Source organism: Heyndrickxia camelliae (assembly GCF_002844575.1).
GTDB classification, from domain to species: domain Bacteria; phylum Bacillota; class Bacilli; order Bacillales; family Bacillaceae_C; genus Margalitia; species Margalitia camelliae.
On record NZ_PIQO01000023.1, the window covers coordinates 45,568 to 60,722 of the forward strand.

At 28.7% G+C, this 15,155-nt stretch carries 19 protein-coding genes; 9 read left to right on the forward strand and 10 right to left on the reverse strand.

All coding sequences use genetic code 11. The features are described from left to right. Positions 1-112: 112 nt before the first annotated feature. Both CWO92_RS21230 and CWO92_RS21235 read right to left on the reverse strand, forming a co-directional pair. Positions 113-367 (reverse strand): hypothetical protein, encoded by a 255-nt coding sequence (locus CWO92_RS21230; protein WP_101356205.1) that lies wholly within the window; start codon positions 365-367, stop codon positions 113-115. Between the two features lie 27 nt (positions 368-394). Beyond that, on the reverse strand, positions 395-619 hold the full coding sequence (locus CWO92_RS21235; protein WP_437177568.1) for a helix-turn-helix domain-containing protein: 225 nt from the start codon (positions 617-619) through the stop codon (positions 395-397). A 118-nt stretch (positions 620-737) separates the two neighbouring features. On the opposite strand from CWO92_RS21235, the gene CWO92_RS21240 reads away from it, so the two are divergent. Further along, positions 738-944, forward strand: a complete 207-nt coding sequence (locus CWO92_RS21240; protein WP_101356207.1) for a helix-turn-helix domain-containing protein — start codon at positions 738-740, stop codon at positions 942-944. A gap of 51 nt (positions 945-995) precedes the next feature. On the opposite strand, the gene CWO92_RS26380 is transcribed toward CWO92_RS21240, so the two are convergent. Beyond that, the gene (locus CWO92_RS26380) at positions 996-1,127 is read right to left on the reverse strand and encodes a hypothetical protein (RefSeq protein ID WP_268877612.1); all 132 of its coding nucleotides are present in this window, start codon (positions 1,125-1,127) and stop codon (positions 996-998) included. 198 nt (positions 1,128-1,325) lie between these two features. Here CWO92_RS26380 and CWO92_RS21245 point away from each other — a divergent pair, with 198 nt between their 5' ends. Further along, entirely contained in the window at positions 1,326-1,655 is a 330-nt protein-coding gene (locus tag CWO92_RS21245) for a helix-turn-helix domain-containing protein (protein ID WP_101356208.1), read from the forward strand. Positions 1,656-1,815: 160 nt separating this feature from the next. After that, complete coding sequence (locus CWO92_RS21250; RefSeq protein ID WP_101356209.1) at positions 1,816-2,163, forward strand: helix-turn-helix domain-containing protein; 348 nt, start codon at positions 1,816-1,818, stop codon at positions 2,161-2,163. 179 nt (positions 2,164-2,342) lie between these two features. Here CWO92_RS21250 and CWO92_RS25615 read toward each other — a convergent pair whose 3' ends face one another. The 5 genes from CWO92_RS25615 to CWO92_RS21270 all read right to left on the reverse strand — a co-directional run bounded on the left by CWO92_RS25615 (position 2,343) and on the right by CWO92_RS21270 (position 7,303). Continuing rightward, positions 2,343-2,489, reverse strand: coding sequence for a hypothetical protein (locus CWO92_RS25615; protein ID WP_158175699.1), 147 nt, complete (start codon positions 2,487-2,489; stop codon positions 2,343-2,345). Beyond that, positions 2,486-3,670 carry an AimR family lysis-lysogeny pheromone receptor gene (locus CWO92_RS21255; RefSeq protein WP_101356210.1) on the reverse strand — a complete coding sequence of 395 codons (1,185 nt, stop codon included), beginning with the start codon at positions 3,668-3,670 and terminating at the stop codon, positions 2,486-2,488. The genes CWO92_RS25615 and CWO92_RS21255 overlap by 4 nt, the downstream gene beginning before the upstream one ends. Positions 3,671-4,424: 754 nt before the next feature. Next, a complete protein-coding gene (locus CWO92_RS21260) occupies positions 4,425-5,612 on the reverse strand; it encodes a hypothetical protein (protein WP_101356211.1) in 1,188 nt (395 codons plus the stop codon). 535 nt (positions 5,613-6,147) lie between these two features. Further along, positions 6,148-6,471: a DUF5388 domain-containing protein gene (locus CWO92_RS21265; RefSeq protein ID WP_101356212.1), complete on the reverse strand. Its 324-nt coding sequence runs from the start codon at positions 6,469-6,471 to the stop codon at positions 6,148-6,150. Continuing rightward, positions 6,464-7,303, reverse strand: coding sequence for a ParA family protein (locus CWO92_RS21270; protein WP_101356213.1), 840 nt, complete (start codon positions 7,301-7,303; stop codon positions 6,464-6,466). Before CWO92_RS21270 ends, CWO92_RS21265 begins: the two co-directional genes overlap by 8 nt. Before the next feature lie 321 nt (positions 7,304-7,624). Between CWO92_RS21270 and CWO92_RS21275 the strand changes: the two genes are divergently transcribed. From CWO92_RS21275 to CWO92_RS21285, 4 genes are read left to right on the forward strand one after another with little or no spacing between them, the layout of a single operon-like run. Further along, complete coding sequence (locus CWO92_RS21275) at positions 7,625-8,842, forward strand: Alp7A family actin-like protein (protein ID WP_101356214.1); 1,218 nt, start codon at positions 7,625-7,627, stop codon at positions 8,840-8,842. Positions 8,843-8,857: 15 nt separating this feature from the next. Next, a complete protein-coding gene (locus CWO92_RS21280; protein ID WP_101356215.1) occupies positions 8,858-9,223 on the forward strand; it encodes a hypothetical protein in 366 nt (121 codons plus the stop codon). 13 nt (positions 9,224-9,236) lie between these two features. Further along, positions 9,237-9,404, forward strand: a complete 168-nt coding sequence (locus tag CWO92_RS25620; RefSeq protein ID WP_165786739.1) for an antitoxin VbhA family protein — start codon at positions 9,237-9,239, stop codon at positions 9,402-9,404. Then, on the forward strand, positions 9,397-10,053 hold the full coding sequence (locus tag CWO92_RS21285) for a Fic/DOC family protein (RefSeq protein WP_101356216.1): 657 nt from the start codon (positions 9,397-9,399) through the stop codon (positions 10,051-10,053). The genes CWO92_RS25620 and CWO92_RS21285 overlap by 8 nt, the downstream gene beginning before the upstream one ends. Positions 10,054-10,705: 652 nt before the next feature. Here the strand turns inward: CWO92_RS21285 and CWO92_RS21295 are convergent. Further along, on the reverse strand, positions 10,706-10,948 hold the full coding sequence (locus CWO92_RS21295; RefSeq protein WP_101356218.1) for a hypothetical protein: 243 nt from the start codon (positions 10,946-10,948) through the stop codon (positions 10,706-10,708). Next, positions 10,949-11,194 carry a hypothetical protein gene (locus CWO92_RS21300; RefSeq protein WP_101356219.1) on the reverse strand — a complete coding sequence of 82 codons (246 nt, stop codon included), beginning with the start codon at positions 11,192-11,194 and terminating at the stop codon, positions 10,949-10,951. A gap of 291 nt (positions 11,195-11,485) precedes the next feature. On the opposite strand from CWO92_RS21300, the gene mobQ reads away from it, so the two are divergent. Together mobQ and CWO92_RS21310 are read left to right on the forward strand one after the other, a co-directional pair. Then, a complete protein-coding gene (gene mobQ / locus CWO92_RS21305; protein ID WP_101356220.1) occupies positions 11,486-13,549 on the forward strand; it encodes a MobQ family relaxase in 2,064 nt (687 codons plus the stop codon). Positions 13,550-13,579: 30 nt separating this feature from the next. Continuing rightward, positions 13,580-15,088, forward strand: coding sequence for an ArdC family protein (locus CWO92_RS21310; protein WP_101356221.1), 1,509 nt, complete (start codon positions 13,580-13,582; stop codon positions 15,086-15,088). Positions 15,089-15,155: the final 67 nt, after the last annotated feature.

Genomic DNA, 15,155 nt, shown 5'->3' on the forward strand with positions numbered 1-15,155 from the left:
TTTCTTCAAGTAACCACCCATATTTAGTTTTCAAGGAACAAACTGTACAATTTAGTTTATCAATACAAATTATTTAATTGTACACATCATAACGTATTAGGTATACTTATCCTTAAATAATCTTATATAATTCTGAATTAGGATTCTTTCTTTTAGCTAGAACATTTCCTTTTTTATCTCTTACTGTTCGAATTTCATAATATATATCTGTTAATCGTTTAACTTCGGATGTAGTAGTATTTTGAACAAGGAGTCCTTGTTTAAGTTGATATACCTGCTTATTAAATGTCCTCACACTTGCACGATTCATCAGATCAATAAAATGAAATCGGGACATTTTAGGGAGTTTACATTTAGTTTTCGGCATTCGAAACACCACCATTCAATCTCATATTCAAGGTAAAAAGTTTTTTAGAAACTCTGGAACTTCCTCATAAGACTTCGCCAAAAGTACTCGCTGAGGTGTTTTAAATATATCTTCCAGAGTATTTAATTTGTCTTGTGCAAGAAAACTTTCACCTTTTTCTATTCGTTGGTATTGCCTTAAAGTTAAATTGAGCATTTGTGAGACTTCATACTGTGTTAAATTGTTTTTCTTTCTTATTTCTTTTAGTAACAATATCACCGCCTCTTTCTTACCACATGACATTTGATGTCATCTTTAGTTCATATAGTATATGACGTTAAATGTCGTGTCAATGATTTTTTATAATAATATTTTTAGGGATTTGATCATTATGAGCTCTCTTGGAAAAAGAATTAAAACTCTTAGAACTCAACATAATCTTAAGCAATCGGATATTGCTGATTTGATATCAGTCACCCTCCGTCAAGTTCAAAGGTACGAAAAGGATGAGAGTGACATGCCACTATCAAAATTACTTATTCTAGCAGATTATTTTAACGTTACACTAGACTATCTAGTAGGAAGGTCTGACCAATAAATACTTTTTCTAAGACTTCACAAAGTTGAAGTCTTATTAAATTTTTAGATATTAATTGGCTTTATGTAATTGGCAAAATAAATCGTTTAGTTTTGAAAAAACATTATCTTTGTTTTCATCTTGTTGAATTATATTCAATAAATGTACAAACTCTTGTTCTTTTTTTAATGAAGATTTTTCCAAATTAAAAGCCTCCCCGACTAAAAAAGTATCTTTTAATTCTATTATTACATTAAAAATACTATATAATAAAATTAAATTCAACTATTTTTGTAATTTATATCATTAATTCCAGAAAACACAAATATTCCATTACTTTGAACTTGTTTACTTAAATTCAATATTCATATAAAATTAATAAGAAAATGAGGTGAAAAAACTTTGGATTCTAGAGACTTATTTAAAGAAAGACTAATTTTGCTTCGAAAAGAGAGGAAATTAACACAAACCGAATTAGCTGCAATAATGGATGTTACAAAAGCAACAATAAACAAATATGAAAAAGGCGGTGCTAGTCCCTCATACGAAATGCTTTGGAAATTAGCCGATTTCTTTAATGTTTCGGTAGATTATTTAATGGGTAAAAGTGATAGTTTTTCTGGCGACCCACAAATTAATAAAGAGATATCAGAAATCAAATTAATCTACGATAAACTCAATGATGAACAAAAAGAATTAGTTCTGAATATATTAAGGACTTTCACGAAATAGTAAATTTTTCCCTAGTGCATTTGTATTATATCACACAAAACAAAGAATGCATGTTCTTGTTTTTTGAAAAAATTCCTATATTATAAGAATTCTATATAAAAAATTCCTAAATTACAATCACTTATCCTCAACGAATAGTAGAAAATATTATACTATCCATATGGAGACACTAGGTGAACGTTTAAAATACTTAAGAAAAAGCCGAAAATTAACACAAACCGATTTAGCTGAAAAATTGCATCTTACAAGAAATCAAATAAGTACATATGAAATGGATCAAGTTCAACCAGGCATAGATGTGATTATCAGTTACTGTAAGTTTTTTAAAGTTACATCAGATGTATTATTAAATATTAATAATATGGGAACGGAAATAAGTTTACTGGAACAATTAATAGTCCAAATTCAACAAAATACGATGAAAATGAATGAGAATCAACGAGAACAATATTTAAAGCATCTAAGATTATATGCAATCTTTCTAGAGCGATATAAGGAAAATTTATAGAATACACTCTATCTAAGATTACAATCGATTGCGAATTAATTTTAGCGATTAAAACGCTGCATATAATTGGTATTTTTTACAATTTTTTCACCATATATGATTTTTACAAAATAGGAAACTTCTCGTTAAATAACAGATGGACAGTCTAATTAAAGACTGTCCATTTTTTATTCGGTATTTTAATTTCCCATACCAACGTCTCCGTTATGGCCACTTAATGCATAGGTAGTATAAGTACTCTTTGATTGATCAGTAGTGTTGATAAAGTTTGTACTAACAGTAAATATTGTTACAGCTGCAAATACTACCATAATGAGTTTTTTCACTTTTTAGTCCCCCTTATTAAATTGAGATTATCCACTCCCATTTTTTGTAATTCTTGAATCGGAAAATTTATAAAAAATAAGTCCCCTTTTTGTAAATAATGAACGTAAGATTGCCATAATACATCTTTATTTTTTTCTAACGTTCCTTTTAAAAATAATAAAAATGGAAGTTCATTATCTGTAATAGAATTACACTCAACGTACTTTGATAAAAGAATTTGTGCTTTTTCATCTTTATTTTGTTTTATATATAAATAGATTTTATCTAATTCGGAAATAATTTCAACTGTTTCGTCAATTTTTATATTATGAATACATTTGCATAATGAACTATTTAGATCAATTACTTTTACTGACGATTCATGCCCTATCATTGAATATAGTTCCCTAGCTCTTTTAAAATAGTCCATACATTGCATATAAGACTCAAAAATATAAGAAAGCCCAATCGTATATAATGAATGTGCAATTAACCGAATATTATCAGATGTATTTTTTATGTGATTAGCAACTTCTCTGCACTCCTTAAGCTTGTTATTACTTAATAAATATCTCATTTTCAGCTCGTTTTTTCTTAGATTATAAGATTTACTCAAATAATCATCATTGTCTTGAGGTAAAACTTTATCCAAAATTTCTAAATTATGTTTTAAAAGTTGATAATCACGTAAATCATAAAAAATATAGGATTCTAAAATTAATAAAAGATATGTCGCTTCGTTTTTATCATTATTTTTTAAAATAGAGACCTGATCACGTAATTCCTCAATTTTAACTGATTTTGTATTTCTTTTATAAATTAATTCATAAACAGCTGCAATACTTTTTAAAGTTTGATTTTTATTGTTTTCGCAATATCTTATTAAATCATACATGAAACTATATGCTTGTAATTCATCTGAATACTCTAGTAACATCTTGAGATTAGCTGGTCTGTTAACACGTATCGAGTAGCTTTTCATAATTTCAATGATGTCTTCTTTTTTACTAAAATATCGAAGTGTTAATTTCAAAACAGTATCAAAATTACTTTCTTTATATGTCCCGTCATCAATGAAGTTAATAAAATTTGTTAGGCTTGAATTAGAGATCCCAACTGCTTTCGCAATATCCTTTAAAGTGTGGTTTAAAAGTATTTTCTCATCATATATTTTCTTTTTTAAATCCGTAAGTGTTAACATCTTATCAACCTCTTACTAGTTCTTTTTCTTGGGACGGTTTTAAGATTTTTTCGATGAAGAAACGAAAAAATTCGACAAATAGTACTACAATTATACCAAAAGTTGTATGATTGTAATCTTTTTGTAGGGTTTTTATCTATTGAGAAATACATATATATAAATGCAATTTAATTTAACCTTTTTTTTCTTATTTTCCAAAATAGAAATGAAATATAATATTTTTTTAAAGAGAATACCGGTATAAAACATCAAATACATATAAAACATCAATATAAATAAAAAAAACAAGAATAAATAAGAAAACAAATATATATAAGGATAAATTTAAAAGTCGTTAGACTCCTTGATACTAAAGGGATCTACGACTTTTTTTAAAATGCCTAAATACACTATAAACAATTACACATTTATTAAAATACATAACTCATAACTCACATATTTCAAAATACAATATTAAGAATTACAGATAAATAGAAATACAGTTTAATATTTTTGAGATTTACTGAAATACATTTTTATAATAAGACTAAATTGCAAGATTTCGATTCATTGGAATGAGATAAATAGAAATACAGTTTTTTTATTCGATAAATTGGATAGATGTAGAGGGAATAAGTGTATTAATATATAAGTTATCGTAGGTTTTTATTGAAAGACTAAAGAAGTTCATGACAAATAGCCTTTTCATATATTATTTTTTGAAAAGGCTCAACATAATACAACTATTTTATTTTTTTATGTAAACATACTCTTATTATCTTTTTAAGAAAATAGGAGGTTCTCCATATTTAATCATATAGTCTGTAATAATTTCATGACGTTCTTCGAATGTTATTCTTTGAACTTGATATTCCTCCCAGGCTTTTGTAAAGAGTTTGTTTACAAAGGCTCCGATCGATTTAATCTCTTTAATGGAACCTTTTAAGTGCATATCTTCTAATGTGTCTGCAACTGTTGACACAGCATATGTAATCATATCTCTAGACTTTTTAATTATGTCCAGATTAGATGCAATCTTTACGATACGACTGATTGAATTATTAATATCCAGTGTATCTCTCCATTTAACTGGAATCTTTGCATGTTTAATTCTTGCAGCCATTTCTTTTTTGGCCGCAGCTAATTCTCTCTTTTGAACAGTCTTATCATTTTCTAAATAGCAAGCTGGGTGTAAAGACAATGTATATGTTTTTACACATACTTGTACAAATTCTCTAACTCTATTTATTCTAGAAGATGAAGGGTTTTTAACAATTTCGTCATTAGGCTTAAATAAAAAGACATTATGAATAATATTTAGAAACAATCGAACACGTTTAGCTGTTGTGTTTAAAGCCTTTTTTAAATATTCCATGCGCCTAGTTGCCTGTACTTTTGCAACATCATCGATTGATTTTTTGTTTGTACCTATTTGACGAGCAAAAAATTGACAGAGTTCCAGGATTAATAATGCCCCTTTATGAAAACGGTGTTTAATTAAAGGACCAAAGATTTTTTCTTCGAATAAGTGAAGAGGAATATTAAAATAGTTTAGGTTTTCTTGATCCAATGGATTATTAGTTTGTTGATTGTATTTTGCGTAGTCAACGATTTCATAGTGCATACCTTTGGCATCATATACCTCAGCAATATAGTTTCTTTCAATTAAACTATCAAAGGCTTTTTTTACTGTTTCATATGTAAGGTCATGGTCTTTAGCCAAATTAGATATACATAACTGCTTTCTTTCACTTATGTTTTTGTCCTTAGTTAAAGAACGAATTTGTCCCATTTCATCTGTATGTAAATGAAGAATCATATAAACCACAATTTCTGATGTAGTGATTGGGTGATCAGTTATCATGGAATCATATCTTATTTTGTCTAGATTCTTTTTAAAAAACTTAACACCTTTAATAACGAAATTTTGTTTGACCGTACTGTTTAGTTTTAAATGACTCATTTTAAATGCTCCTTTTTTGCGCAACAAAAAAGACAATGCTCCCCCATATTAATACAGGAAAACACCGTCTTTTAAACGCTGTAAAGATAGCAATAATCGACTTAATATGACAAGAAATTCCTTTGACTTCTCTATCATATTCATGTAAAATATACATATAATATGAGAAGCAAATAAGATTTCTAGTCAGTGTTTTCCCTAGTTGGTTTAGGGTAAACCGTCTAAGAGTGTTGGCGCACTACTTAGATGGCTGGAAGTCTTTTTGTTTTCGCTCAATTTATTGAACTAAGTATAGCATACTAAAATTTAAAAAAGCAATATCTATTAGACAGTATCAATGGTGTAAGGCTCTATAAATCTAGTATTATCAAGGCTTTAAGAACATATACAAATTTACACATATACTTGTATACAAATATACAAACTACACAAACCCATTAACCGCAAGGGTTTTTTATTGTATATAAAAATACAAATATACAAGTACATTTGTATACCTGTATATTTGTATATGGAAAATTTTTTTTTTATTTTTTTATCTTTTTTTAGAATATATCTTAAGCAGGGTTTGAAATTCTTTTTTCTTATCAGAAGACATATTAGCTTCATGTTCATTTAATATCATATTTAGAACCTCATCGACTGAATCTTTTCCGTGATGAATTACTAAAGCGTTTAACCGATCCTTATTTTTAAGTGAACATCTAACTGTGGAAGACTTTTCTTTTATTTCTTCTTTTGTTTTTTGTACTTCGGGTTTAACTGTAAAAACATCTGAAGGATTATATGTACCAGCTGGGGGAGTAGTTTCTACTCGTTCAATATTCTTGGATTTATTTTTATTTAATAAATTACTCATAAGCATTCTCTCCATCTTCTCTATTTAAACGTTCTAATAATTCATTTGTAACTTCTTGATATAGTTCCATTACTCTCTTATCATGCATATCTGCCTGGGGATCCGTTTCAGGATCAACGATTCCTATCATGTCATATCGTTTTAATCTTTCCATGTTTTTTACAATAGTACTAAATAAATTTTCTTCTCCAAACTTTTCTTTAGCATTCTCTATCGTATTTAAATCTACAGCTGCATTGTTTTTTAATAGTACTGGAAGTACTCCGAGAATATCGAAATCAGCTTGATAATTATCAATTAATTCTTGAAGATAACTTACATATGCTTCAGCACCAACTAACGACCTTTCTTGTGTTTGAAGAACAATGACAGTATAATCACTGGCCAATAATGCAGAATCTGTATATACAGATAATGTTGGAGGTACATCAATTAAAATGAAATCAAATTTATCCTTTAATGGATCCAATAATTTAGATAGATAAGAAGATCTTGCTAAGAGGTCATTAGGAAACTTTTTCTCTAAAAATAATGGGAGTGAAGTGTAATCAGCATAGCTTGGTAATAAGTAGAGATTTTCCATAACCTCTATTATAATCCCGGATAAGTCACCCTCTGACATAGCTGTCATTAAGGTCTTTTCTATAACAGCTTCGGAACCCATCCTAGATCGTGTTTTCATATATAAAGCCGTTGCATTAGCTTGTGGGTCTTGATCTAATACAAGGACTTTATATCCCTTCTTAGCAAGTGTATATCCAATCATTGTACAATTAGTTGTTTTTCCGGTCCCTCCTTTAAAGTTACCGAAAGTTATTTTTTTAGCAGTCATATAAACTCCCCTTAATAATTACATGTATACGAATATATCTATTTACATGCATATCAGTATAAAAATCTATTTGTATATAAGAATACAAGTATATCTGTATACAACAGTATAACTTTACTTTTAAAAATATAAAAGGTATCTGAAGAAAATTAGAGAAATAATTAGTTAAATAGGAAACTTAGCCGAAAAATAGTAATTTAAATTTGTCTACAACGTTGTGTACTTATTTTAAAAAAACTATTGATTTATTTTCTAATTATGAGATAATAGAGTTACAAGTACACAACAATGTAGACTAATAAATGATTTGGAGTGGGGAAAATGAAAATTGAAAGATTAAATGGAGATTTCGGTAATTCAACTAACAACTTTTTGGTAGACAGTTACTATTTTGAAATTCCAACATGTGTTGCTGAAGTTTCTAAAGAAAAAGCAGAAAGTCATTTTACAAATACTGTTGATGATGTAGAAGATCTCCTGGACCGTTTGTTGATTTCTACTGTTATTGATGATGTAGAAAGATATTTTATGGTTGGGAAGCTCGCTGAAGATAACCCTTATTCAAATAGCCATGTAGGAAAGATGCATGATAAAATAAACAGCCCGATCCCTTATGCAGTGTTTTTAGCAGCAATGGCTTATTACTATAAAGTTAAAAATCCTGATGGTGAAAATGTTGCCGAAATAGAAGTGGACAACATGAAAATGATGTTGCCAATATGGTTGTTAAAAAAAGAAGATAAATTTTCTATAGGACAAAATAAAATGGCAAATAGGTTTATTGGAGAACACTCCGTAAAATTATTGACCAGTGGTATGGAAACAGATTTGACTATATCAGTTAAGAATTCAAAATGCTATATAGAAAGCGAAGTCGGAAGATGGGCTTTAAAGTATAAAATGATCAATGATAAAGAGAATAATACCACTATCATTGAAAAAAGGATTGAATCCAAGAAATTTGACGATAATGAAACTGTACTAGTAGATATAGGTGGTGGTTCTACAGATGCTGTTTTACTAGCAAAGGGATTAAATACACCTGTATCTAAAGATAGTTTTCAGGTAATTCAAATCGTTCCGTTTTTAGGAAATCTAGAAAAACTACTTAAGGAAAAATTGATTGAGCATTTTCCAGATGTGAGAAGTCTAGAAAAGTTTATTGTAGCTAATTATAAGAATCAAAAATATATCTTAAAGAACCCAAATACCGGAAACAAATTCGACTTAACAGAACCTATAGTTGAGATGTTAAAAGAGTATGCAGAATTACTAGTATATAAAGTTATGGAACCGTTCAGTAGTGATGCAAAAGGTGTCTTAAAGTATATTTATATTGGCGGTGAGGCTCCTATCCTTGCTCCATATATTAAAGAAGCTGTAAAGGCTAAAACAAACGAAGAGATAATGGAGAACAATCATTTTTTCCTTTCAGAAATATTCGATGATGATAAGACTGAAATCTTTAAACCTGCAGCGAGAACAATTAACTTAGCAGCACTTGAGATACTTAGTTTAAATGAAAAAAAGTCTAACTAAAGTAGGGGACGAATTATGTCTGATAAGAAAGAGAAAAAGAGGATTACCTTAACAGGTAATAAAATGCCTGAAGAAACATATTCGAAGCTAGATCAATTAGCTAAAGAAAGAAAACTCACTCCATATATAGTGAATCTAGTTGAAAAAGAGAATATGATGGATAAACTCATTGAGGGTTTATCCATTCTTGTATCAAAAATAGATACAATTGAACATAAAGTGGATCAAGTTCAAGAACAACTATCTCTATCAAAAATTGAAATTGAGCATAGGCCACTTATTAATGATAATGAACCTGAAAAAATTGCTCAAGGTAAAATTGAAGTGTCTGAAAAGATTGTTGGCGGTATTGAAGAGGATATTCCGGATTTTGACTTTTAAAGGAGTGCAGAATATGAGCCAAAAAAAAATAGAGGAAGCTATGAATTATGCAAAAAAATCACTTGAATTAGAAAATATGCATGTCACAAAAGAACAATCAAAACTGGTGAAGGAAAGTTTGGAAGGTAAAATTTCTCATGAAGAATTTATAAAAAAGGCGTTAGAATTAGCGAATGAGTAAATATAACTACGAATCAAAATATACTTATCCAGGTACAGATGTATTAATAAATAAATTTGATATTAAAGATCATGAGAAATTAGAAAAACTTGAAACTACATTAACCTTTAAAAGAATAGCTATGCTTCATCAGAATCCTTTGTATGGTTCTTTTGGCCTTAAGCATTTACAAAACATTCATAAGTATATCTTTCAAGATATTTATCCTTTTGCAGGTGAATTAAGGGAAGAGCAGATTGGAAAAGGAACTACTCTATTTGCGCATCCTTTACATTTAGAAAGTTATTCAAAAGAACTTTTTAAACAACTAAAAAATGAAAAATATTTAAGTGGCATTGAATTCCCTAAATTTATTGAAAGAATGTCATATTATTTGTCTGAAATAAACATGCTGCATCCGTTTAGAGAGGGAAACGGAAGAACTCAAAGAGAATTTTTAAGATTGATAGCTTTTAAAAATGGTTTTAAGCTTGATTGGAATAAAATTGAACGTGAAGAATTGCTACAAGCATCCGTTCATTCTGTAAATGATTCGAATGCTTTTGTAGGTATATTTGAAAAAGCAATAGTTAATAAACAACCAGATAAAACCTTAATTCAACAATATCGAGAAATTAGTAAAAATAATCATGAGAAAAGACTTTTATAAAAATACCAGGCGAACAAACAATGAACTTCAAATAATAATAAAGATTTCAAGAAAATAATAGTATGGGTATTCTATGTGATGGGAAGTGATTATTATTAAATTGCAATTCATAGAAATGATATTAATTTTGCTGTTAATACCTTGTATTTTATTTATAGGATTGATCGTACTTAATTTATTAACGATCAATCTATTTCTCATATTAAAGACATGGTTTATTATTACAGTTGCCTTGATATTATTTATTTGTCTTTATTACAAATATAGATATCCAAAACTTCCTTTTTATAATCCTATATCAAAAGTGATAGAATTACATATTGGAATTACGGGTTCATTTACCAAAGAAGTAAGAAAATCAATCAGATTAAGCAAGAATATAAAAAGGAACATCATTTTCTACACTAATCATTTTTCTGAAGAAAGATTATTAAAGAGTTTGCGTGGAAAAATCATAATAAAAAAACCTAATTTAATACAAAAGGGAATTTTTTATTTTACTTTATCGTTACTTAAAATTTTTTGCATTATACTTAAACTATTTGGAAAAAAAGATTTAAATTATCCTAATAAAAGGTTTCCTGTTCTTTACTGTGAAATATTATATGATAAGTTATAATATAAAAATAGCAAGTTAGTATTTACTAACTTGCTATTTTTTGTGTTTTTCTAGTCTATTTGATTTAACAAAATCCGCAAATTGAAAATAAACTTCTTCAATCTCTTTAAGATCCAAGTGATACAAATCAAAGTACTTTTCTGATAAAGCCCCGATCTGTATTAACCTTCTTGTCCTTTCTTTTCTCACTGACATTTTTAAAGAACGTTCTAATATTTTTTTCTCTCTTTCAAGTTGAGATATTTTATTATCTATTCTTTCAAGTGGTGATTTCATTTATTTCACTTCATTATTTTCGAAATGATATTCATTCTTTAGTTTATTTTCTTTGTAGTATATATTTGCCTCTTCTATGATTTCGTAAATAGCATCTATATGCATATTTTGACAATCAAACATTTCAATGAATTTCTTTCCAACATTTCTTTCTAACTTTGCAATTTCTCGTTTCTTCTTTTCCTTTAATGCCTTGATTTGTTCATCCAATGTTAGAATCTTTGATTGTGTACTTGTCTCAGACATATTAAACTTCCTTTCTTTTGGTTATATTTACCTACAATATTAGCAAACTTATAACTAGAGTTCAATGCTTGGGTTTATAACTGTTCAAGAAACTATTAAGAATTCTGATAGTAATATAATTGAAGAGTACTAAAGTAAGTGCTATAATTATCCATACGAAGTGCAAATGGCGCACTTATACACTCTATCGAGTGTCGTGCTAAAACAGATTCGAACTCCGTTCAAATCTTGTTTCCGTCAAGCGTGTTTGGAAAATTCGCTTTGCTCATGTTTTAAGAAAGGATTTTCGTTATGGCTATTTATCACTTTAGCGGACAAATAATGAATAAAATATCAAAACAAGGTAAATATAAAAGTCCTTTAGCTTGTGCTGCTTATCGTTCCGGTGATAAATTGCATGATGAAAAAGAGGATATTGATTTTTACTACATGCGAAAAGTAAAACCTGTAACTCATATTTTAGCACCTAATCATGCACCTTCATGGGTTTATGATCGTGAAAAGCTTTGGAATGAAGTAAATAGAATCGAAAAAAACATAAATTCTCAATTTGCTAGAGAATTTAATGTTGCTTTACCAATTGAATTATCACGAGAAGAACAAGAAAAATTAACATTGGATTTTTGCCAAACTGCATTTGTTGAAAAAGGAATGGTCGCTGATATTGCAATTCATAGAGATGATGAATCCAATCCTCACTTTCATGTAATGCTAACAATGAGACCTTTTAACGAAGATGGAACATGGGGGCATAAAGCAAAGAGACAATATAAGTTTGACGAAAACGGAAATCATGTATTAGATAAGAATGGAAAAAAGGCATTTGTGAAAGTTCCTACAACCGATTGGAACGAAAAAAAGACATTTGAAAATTGGAGAAAACTTTGGGCCGAGAAAGCAAATGAATATCTTGAAATGAATGGATTTGTAGAACGAATTTCTCATCTATCTCATAGAGATAATGGATTTGAAACTTTACCTACAAAACACGAAGGGTATGTTGCAAGAAAAATGGTTTCCAAAGGTAAGGAATCTGATTTAATTCTACATAATGAAAAAATAAAACAATACAACAAGATTGTTACTGAATTAAATAAATATAAACGTCAAAAAGAGAAAGTTGTTTACGAAAATAAATTCGTAAGAAGATTTTCTCCTTCTGAGAAAAAAATGCTTAGTTCCATTGCAAAAGAATTAAAAATGTTTGTTAGCTATTCGAGTCTTTTGGAAAGAAAAGAACAATTACTGAAATGGAGTAAATCTATTCGCTTTAAACCTGACAATGAAGAAAAGTTCAAAATGCTTAACAGAATCGAAAAAGAAAACGAATTGATTGAACAAGCTGAACAAATATTAAATCAAGAAAGTGAAAGATTCATTAAAGCAAATTATCCGACATGGGATCTTAATTCACTTGAAGAACATGAAAAAATATCCATTGTTGATGAAACTATAAAACAGAATAAAATTCTCTCTGAAGATGAAATTGATATGATTTTAGATGAATCAAATGAGGAATATTTACATTCTAAGATTCATGAAATTCTTGAAAATCGTTATGCATTTGTTTTAGCAATAGACAAAAAAATGAATGAACTAAACACTCAAAGAAATAAATTAGAAACTTTAATGAATATTAATTCTGCTGACTTTGAGAATTCCCTTAAGAAAGCATCTATTGAATTTCCAAATGAAATTAAGGTATTGAAGCAGAATGTAAAAGCAATAAATGATTTATATGAAGCAAAAGATCTAGTTGAAGAACTTTATAATTTAGAAATGAAAAAGCTATATCCAGAACATGATTCTAGCCACTTAAGTCTGGAAGAAAAGGAGATTCTAATTGTTGGTTATGAATATTATGAACAACCAATTACCTTGGAATTATTGGAAAGTGGAGAACTAAGAAATTATACTACTACAGAACAAAAAGAGATTATCCAGCTATTAACTAATAAAAACGATTCAAATCGTTTTAAGACTTTAAAAACTCTCTATCCTAATTTCCAATTCTATAACCCAAGATATGTTCTTTTATTTAAAGAAGAATGCATTCATAACATTGATAATCTTGATAAAGAATCTATTGATAAATTGAAATCAATTGATCCAGTAAAAATGGCACACTCAAAACTAAATAATAGTTCAATTCTTGAGAACTATAATTATTCTCTTGATGAACAAATTGCATCACATTCTGCAGGTAGTTCTATTGTTCCGGGTTATGTTGCTGGAGGTATTCTTTCGGCATTAACGAAAAATAGAAGCTATGCAAGTAAAAAACAATTTGAAGAAGATTTGAAAAGGAAAAATAGGAAAAAGAAAAATGTTCATAGGGGTGGGCATTCAATTTAATTAGTTTATTTTTAAGGGGAGGAAAGTAATATGGTACAAAAAAGATTTAAGAAAAAAACTTTTGCTGAAAGAAATAAAGAGATGCAGGATAATTACCAAAAATTAATTGATGGTGTAAAAAGTACAATTGCCAGCCCTGAAGATTATAAACGATATTTAGAGTTTGCTAGTCATTTTCCAACTCGATCCTTTAGAAATCAAATGTTGATTTTCTTACAGGATCCTAAAGCTTCTTTTGTGGCTGGTCTAGTAACGTGGAACAAACTAGGCCGCAAGATAAAAAAGGGTGCTAAATCACTAAAAATATTAGCTCCAATTAAGGTAAAAGAGATTGAAAAAGATAAAGAAACTAAAGAAGATGTTGAGGTTGAAGTAATTAAGGGATTTAAACTTGCAAGTGTTTTTGACATTCGTGATACAAGTGGTGTTCCCTTACCTATGAATCCGATAATACCAAAAGAAGTAAACAATAGTGAGTTTGCTGAAAAAGTATTTTATCCTTTAATAGAGAATTTAAGAAGAGATTTACCGATAGAATTGGATAAAAACTATCAAGAAAGCAGTAATGGTTATTATTCTATTCTGGAACATAAAATAGTCATCAATGCAAATAAGGAAAGAGATATTACTAATCAATTTAAAACATTAATTCATGAATACGCACATTCTGTTTTCCATAATGAAACAGGAAAATATTATGGCTATGATAAACAAACAAAAGAGCTTCAAGCTGAAAGTGTTGCTTATTTAGTATCAAAAAGCTTTGGTATGGATACAAGTGATTATTCTTTTCCATACATAAAAGGTTGGGCCCAAAATAATGATGAAAAATTATTACTTACTTATCAAGAGGATATTCAAAATGAAAGTGCTGCAATAATAAAGAGGATTGAAAATGTTGTATTGGAACATAACATAACATTTGATGTTCCGGTTATCCTTCAAGAAAATACATCATCTATTGCAACTGGAGAAAAGAAATTAAGTCTCATACAATTTGGTGATAACTTTACAATAGTGTTCGGTGATATTAAGGAGGGAACATTAAATAATTTAGAAAGTATTAAAAAGTTGGGAACCAATTATAAGGATAAAGAAATAGCTGAGAAAGCATTTGAAATGGTTAAAGGTCATGTACCTTTACATAGTGTAAAACAGATTGATAATTCAAAAGGAAAAACTCATATATATAAAAGAATGTTAATGGATCTAGAAGATAATCAAATTAAGCCTATGTTTTTTGTTGGAATACCTAGTATGACGGATGTAAAAGCTTTAACCAGTTTGACCACTGATTTAGCAGCAACAAAAAGGGAGTTTCAAAACCTCACTGGAGAAGAATTAAATATCAGTGAATATGAACAGATTGAAAAAGACCTTTCTTCTAGAGATTTAGATCACGATGGAATGACTGACCTACAGGAATTGAAAGCAGGGACAAATCCTCTAAATCCGGATTCGGATAATGATGGAGTCCCTGATAATATCGATGTTGACAATCAGCCAAAGCAAAAAGGATTAGCTTTGACTTTTCATTAAAACTTTAAAGGGAGAAAAGAAAAATGGGAGTAAATCGTAGAACTTATTACTTGTTTGAAATTGAAGC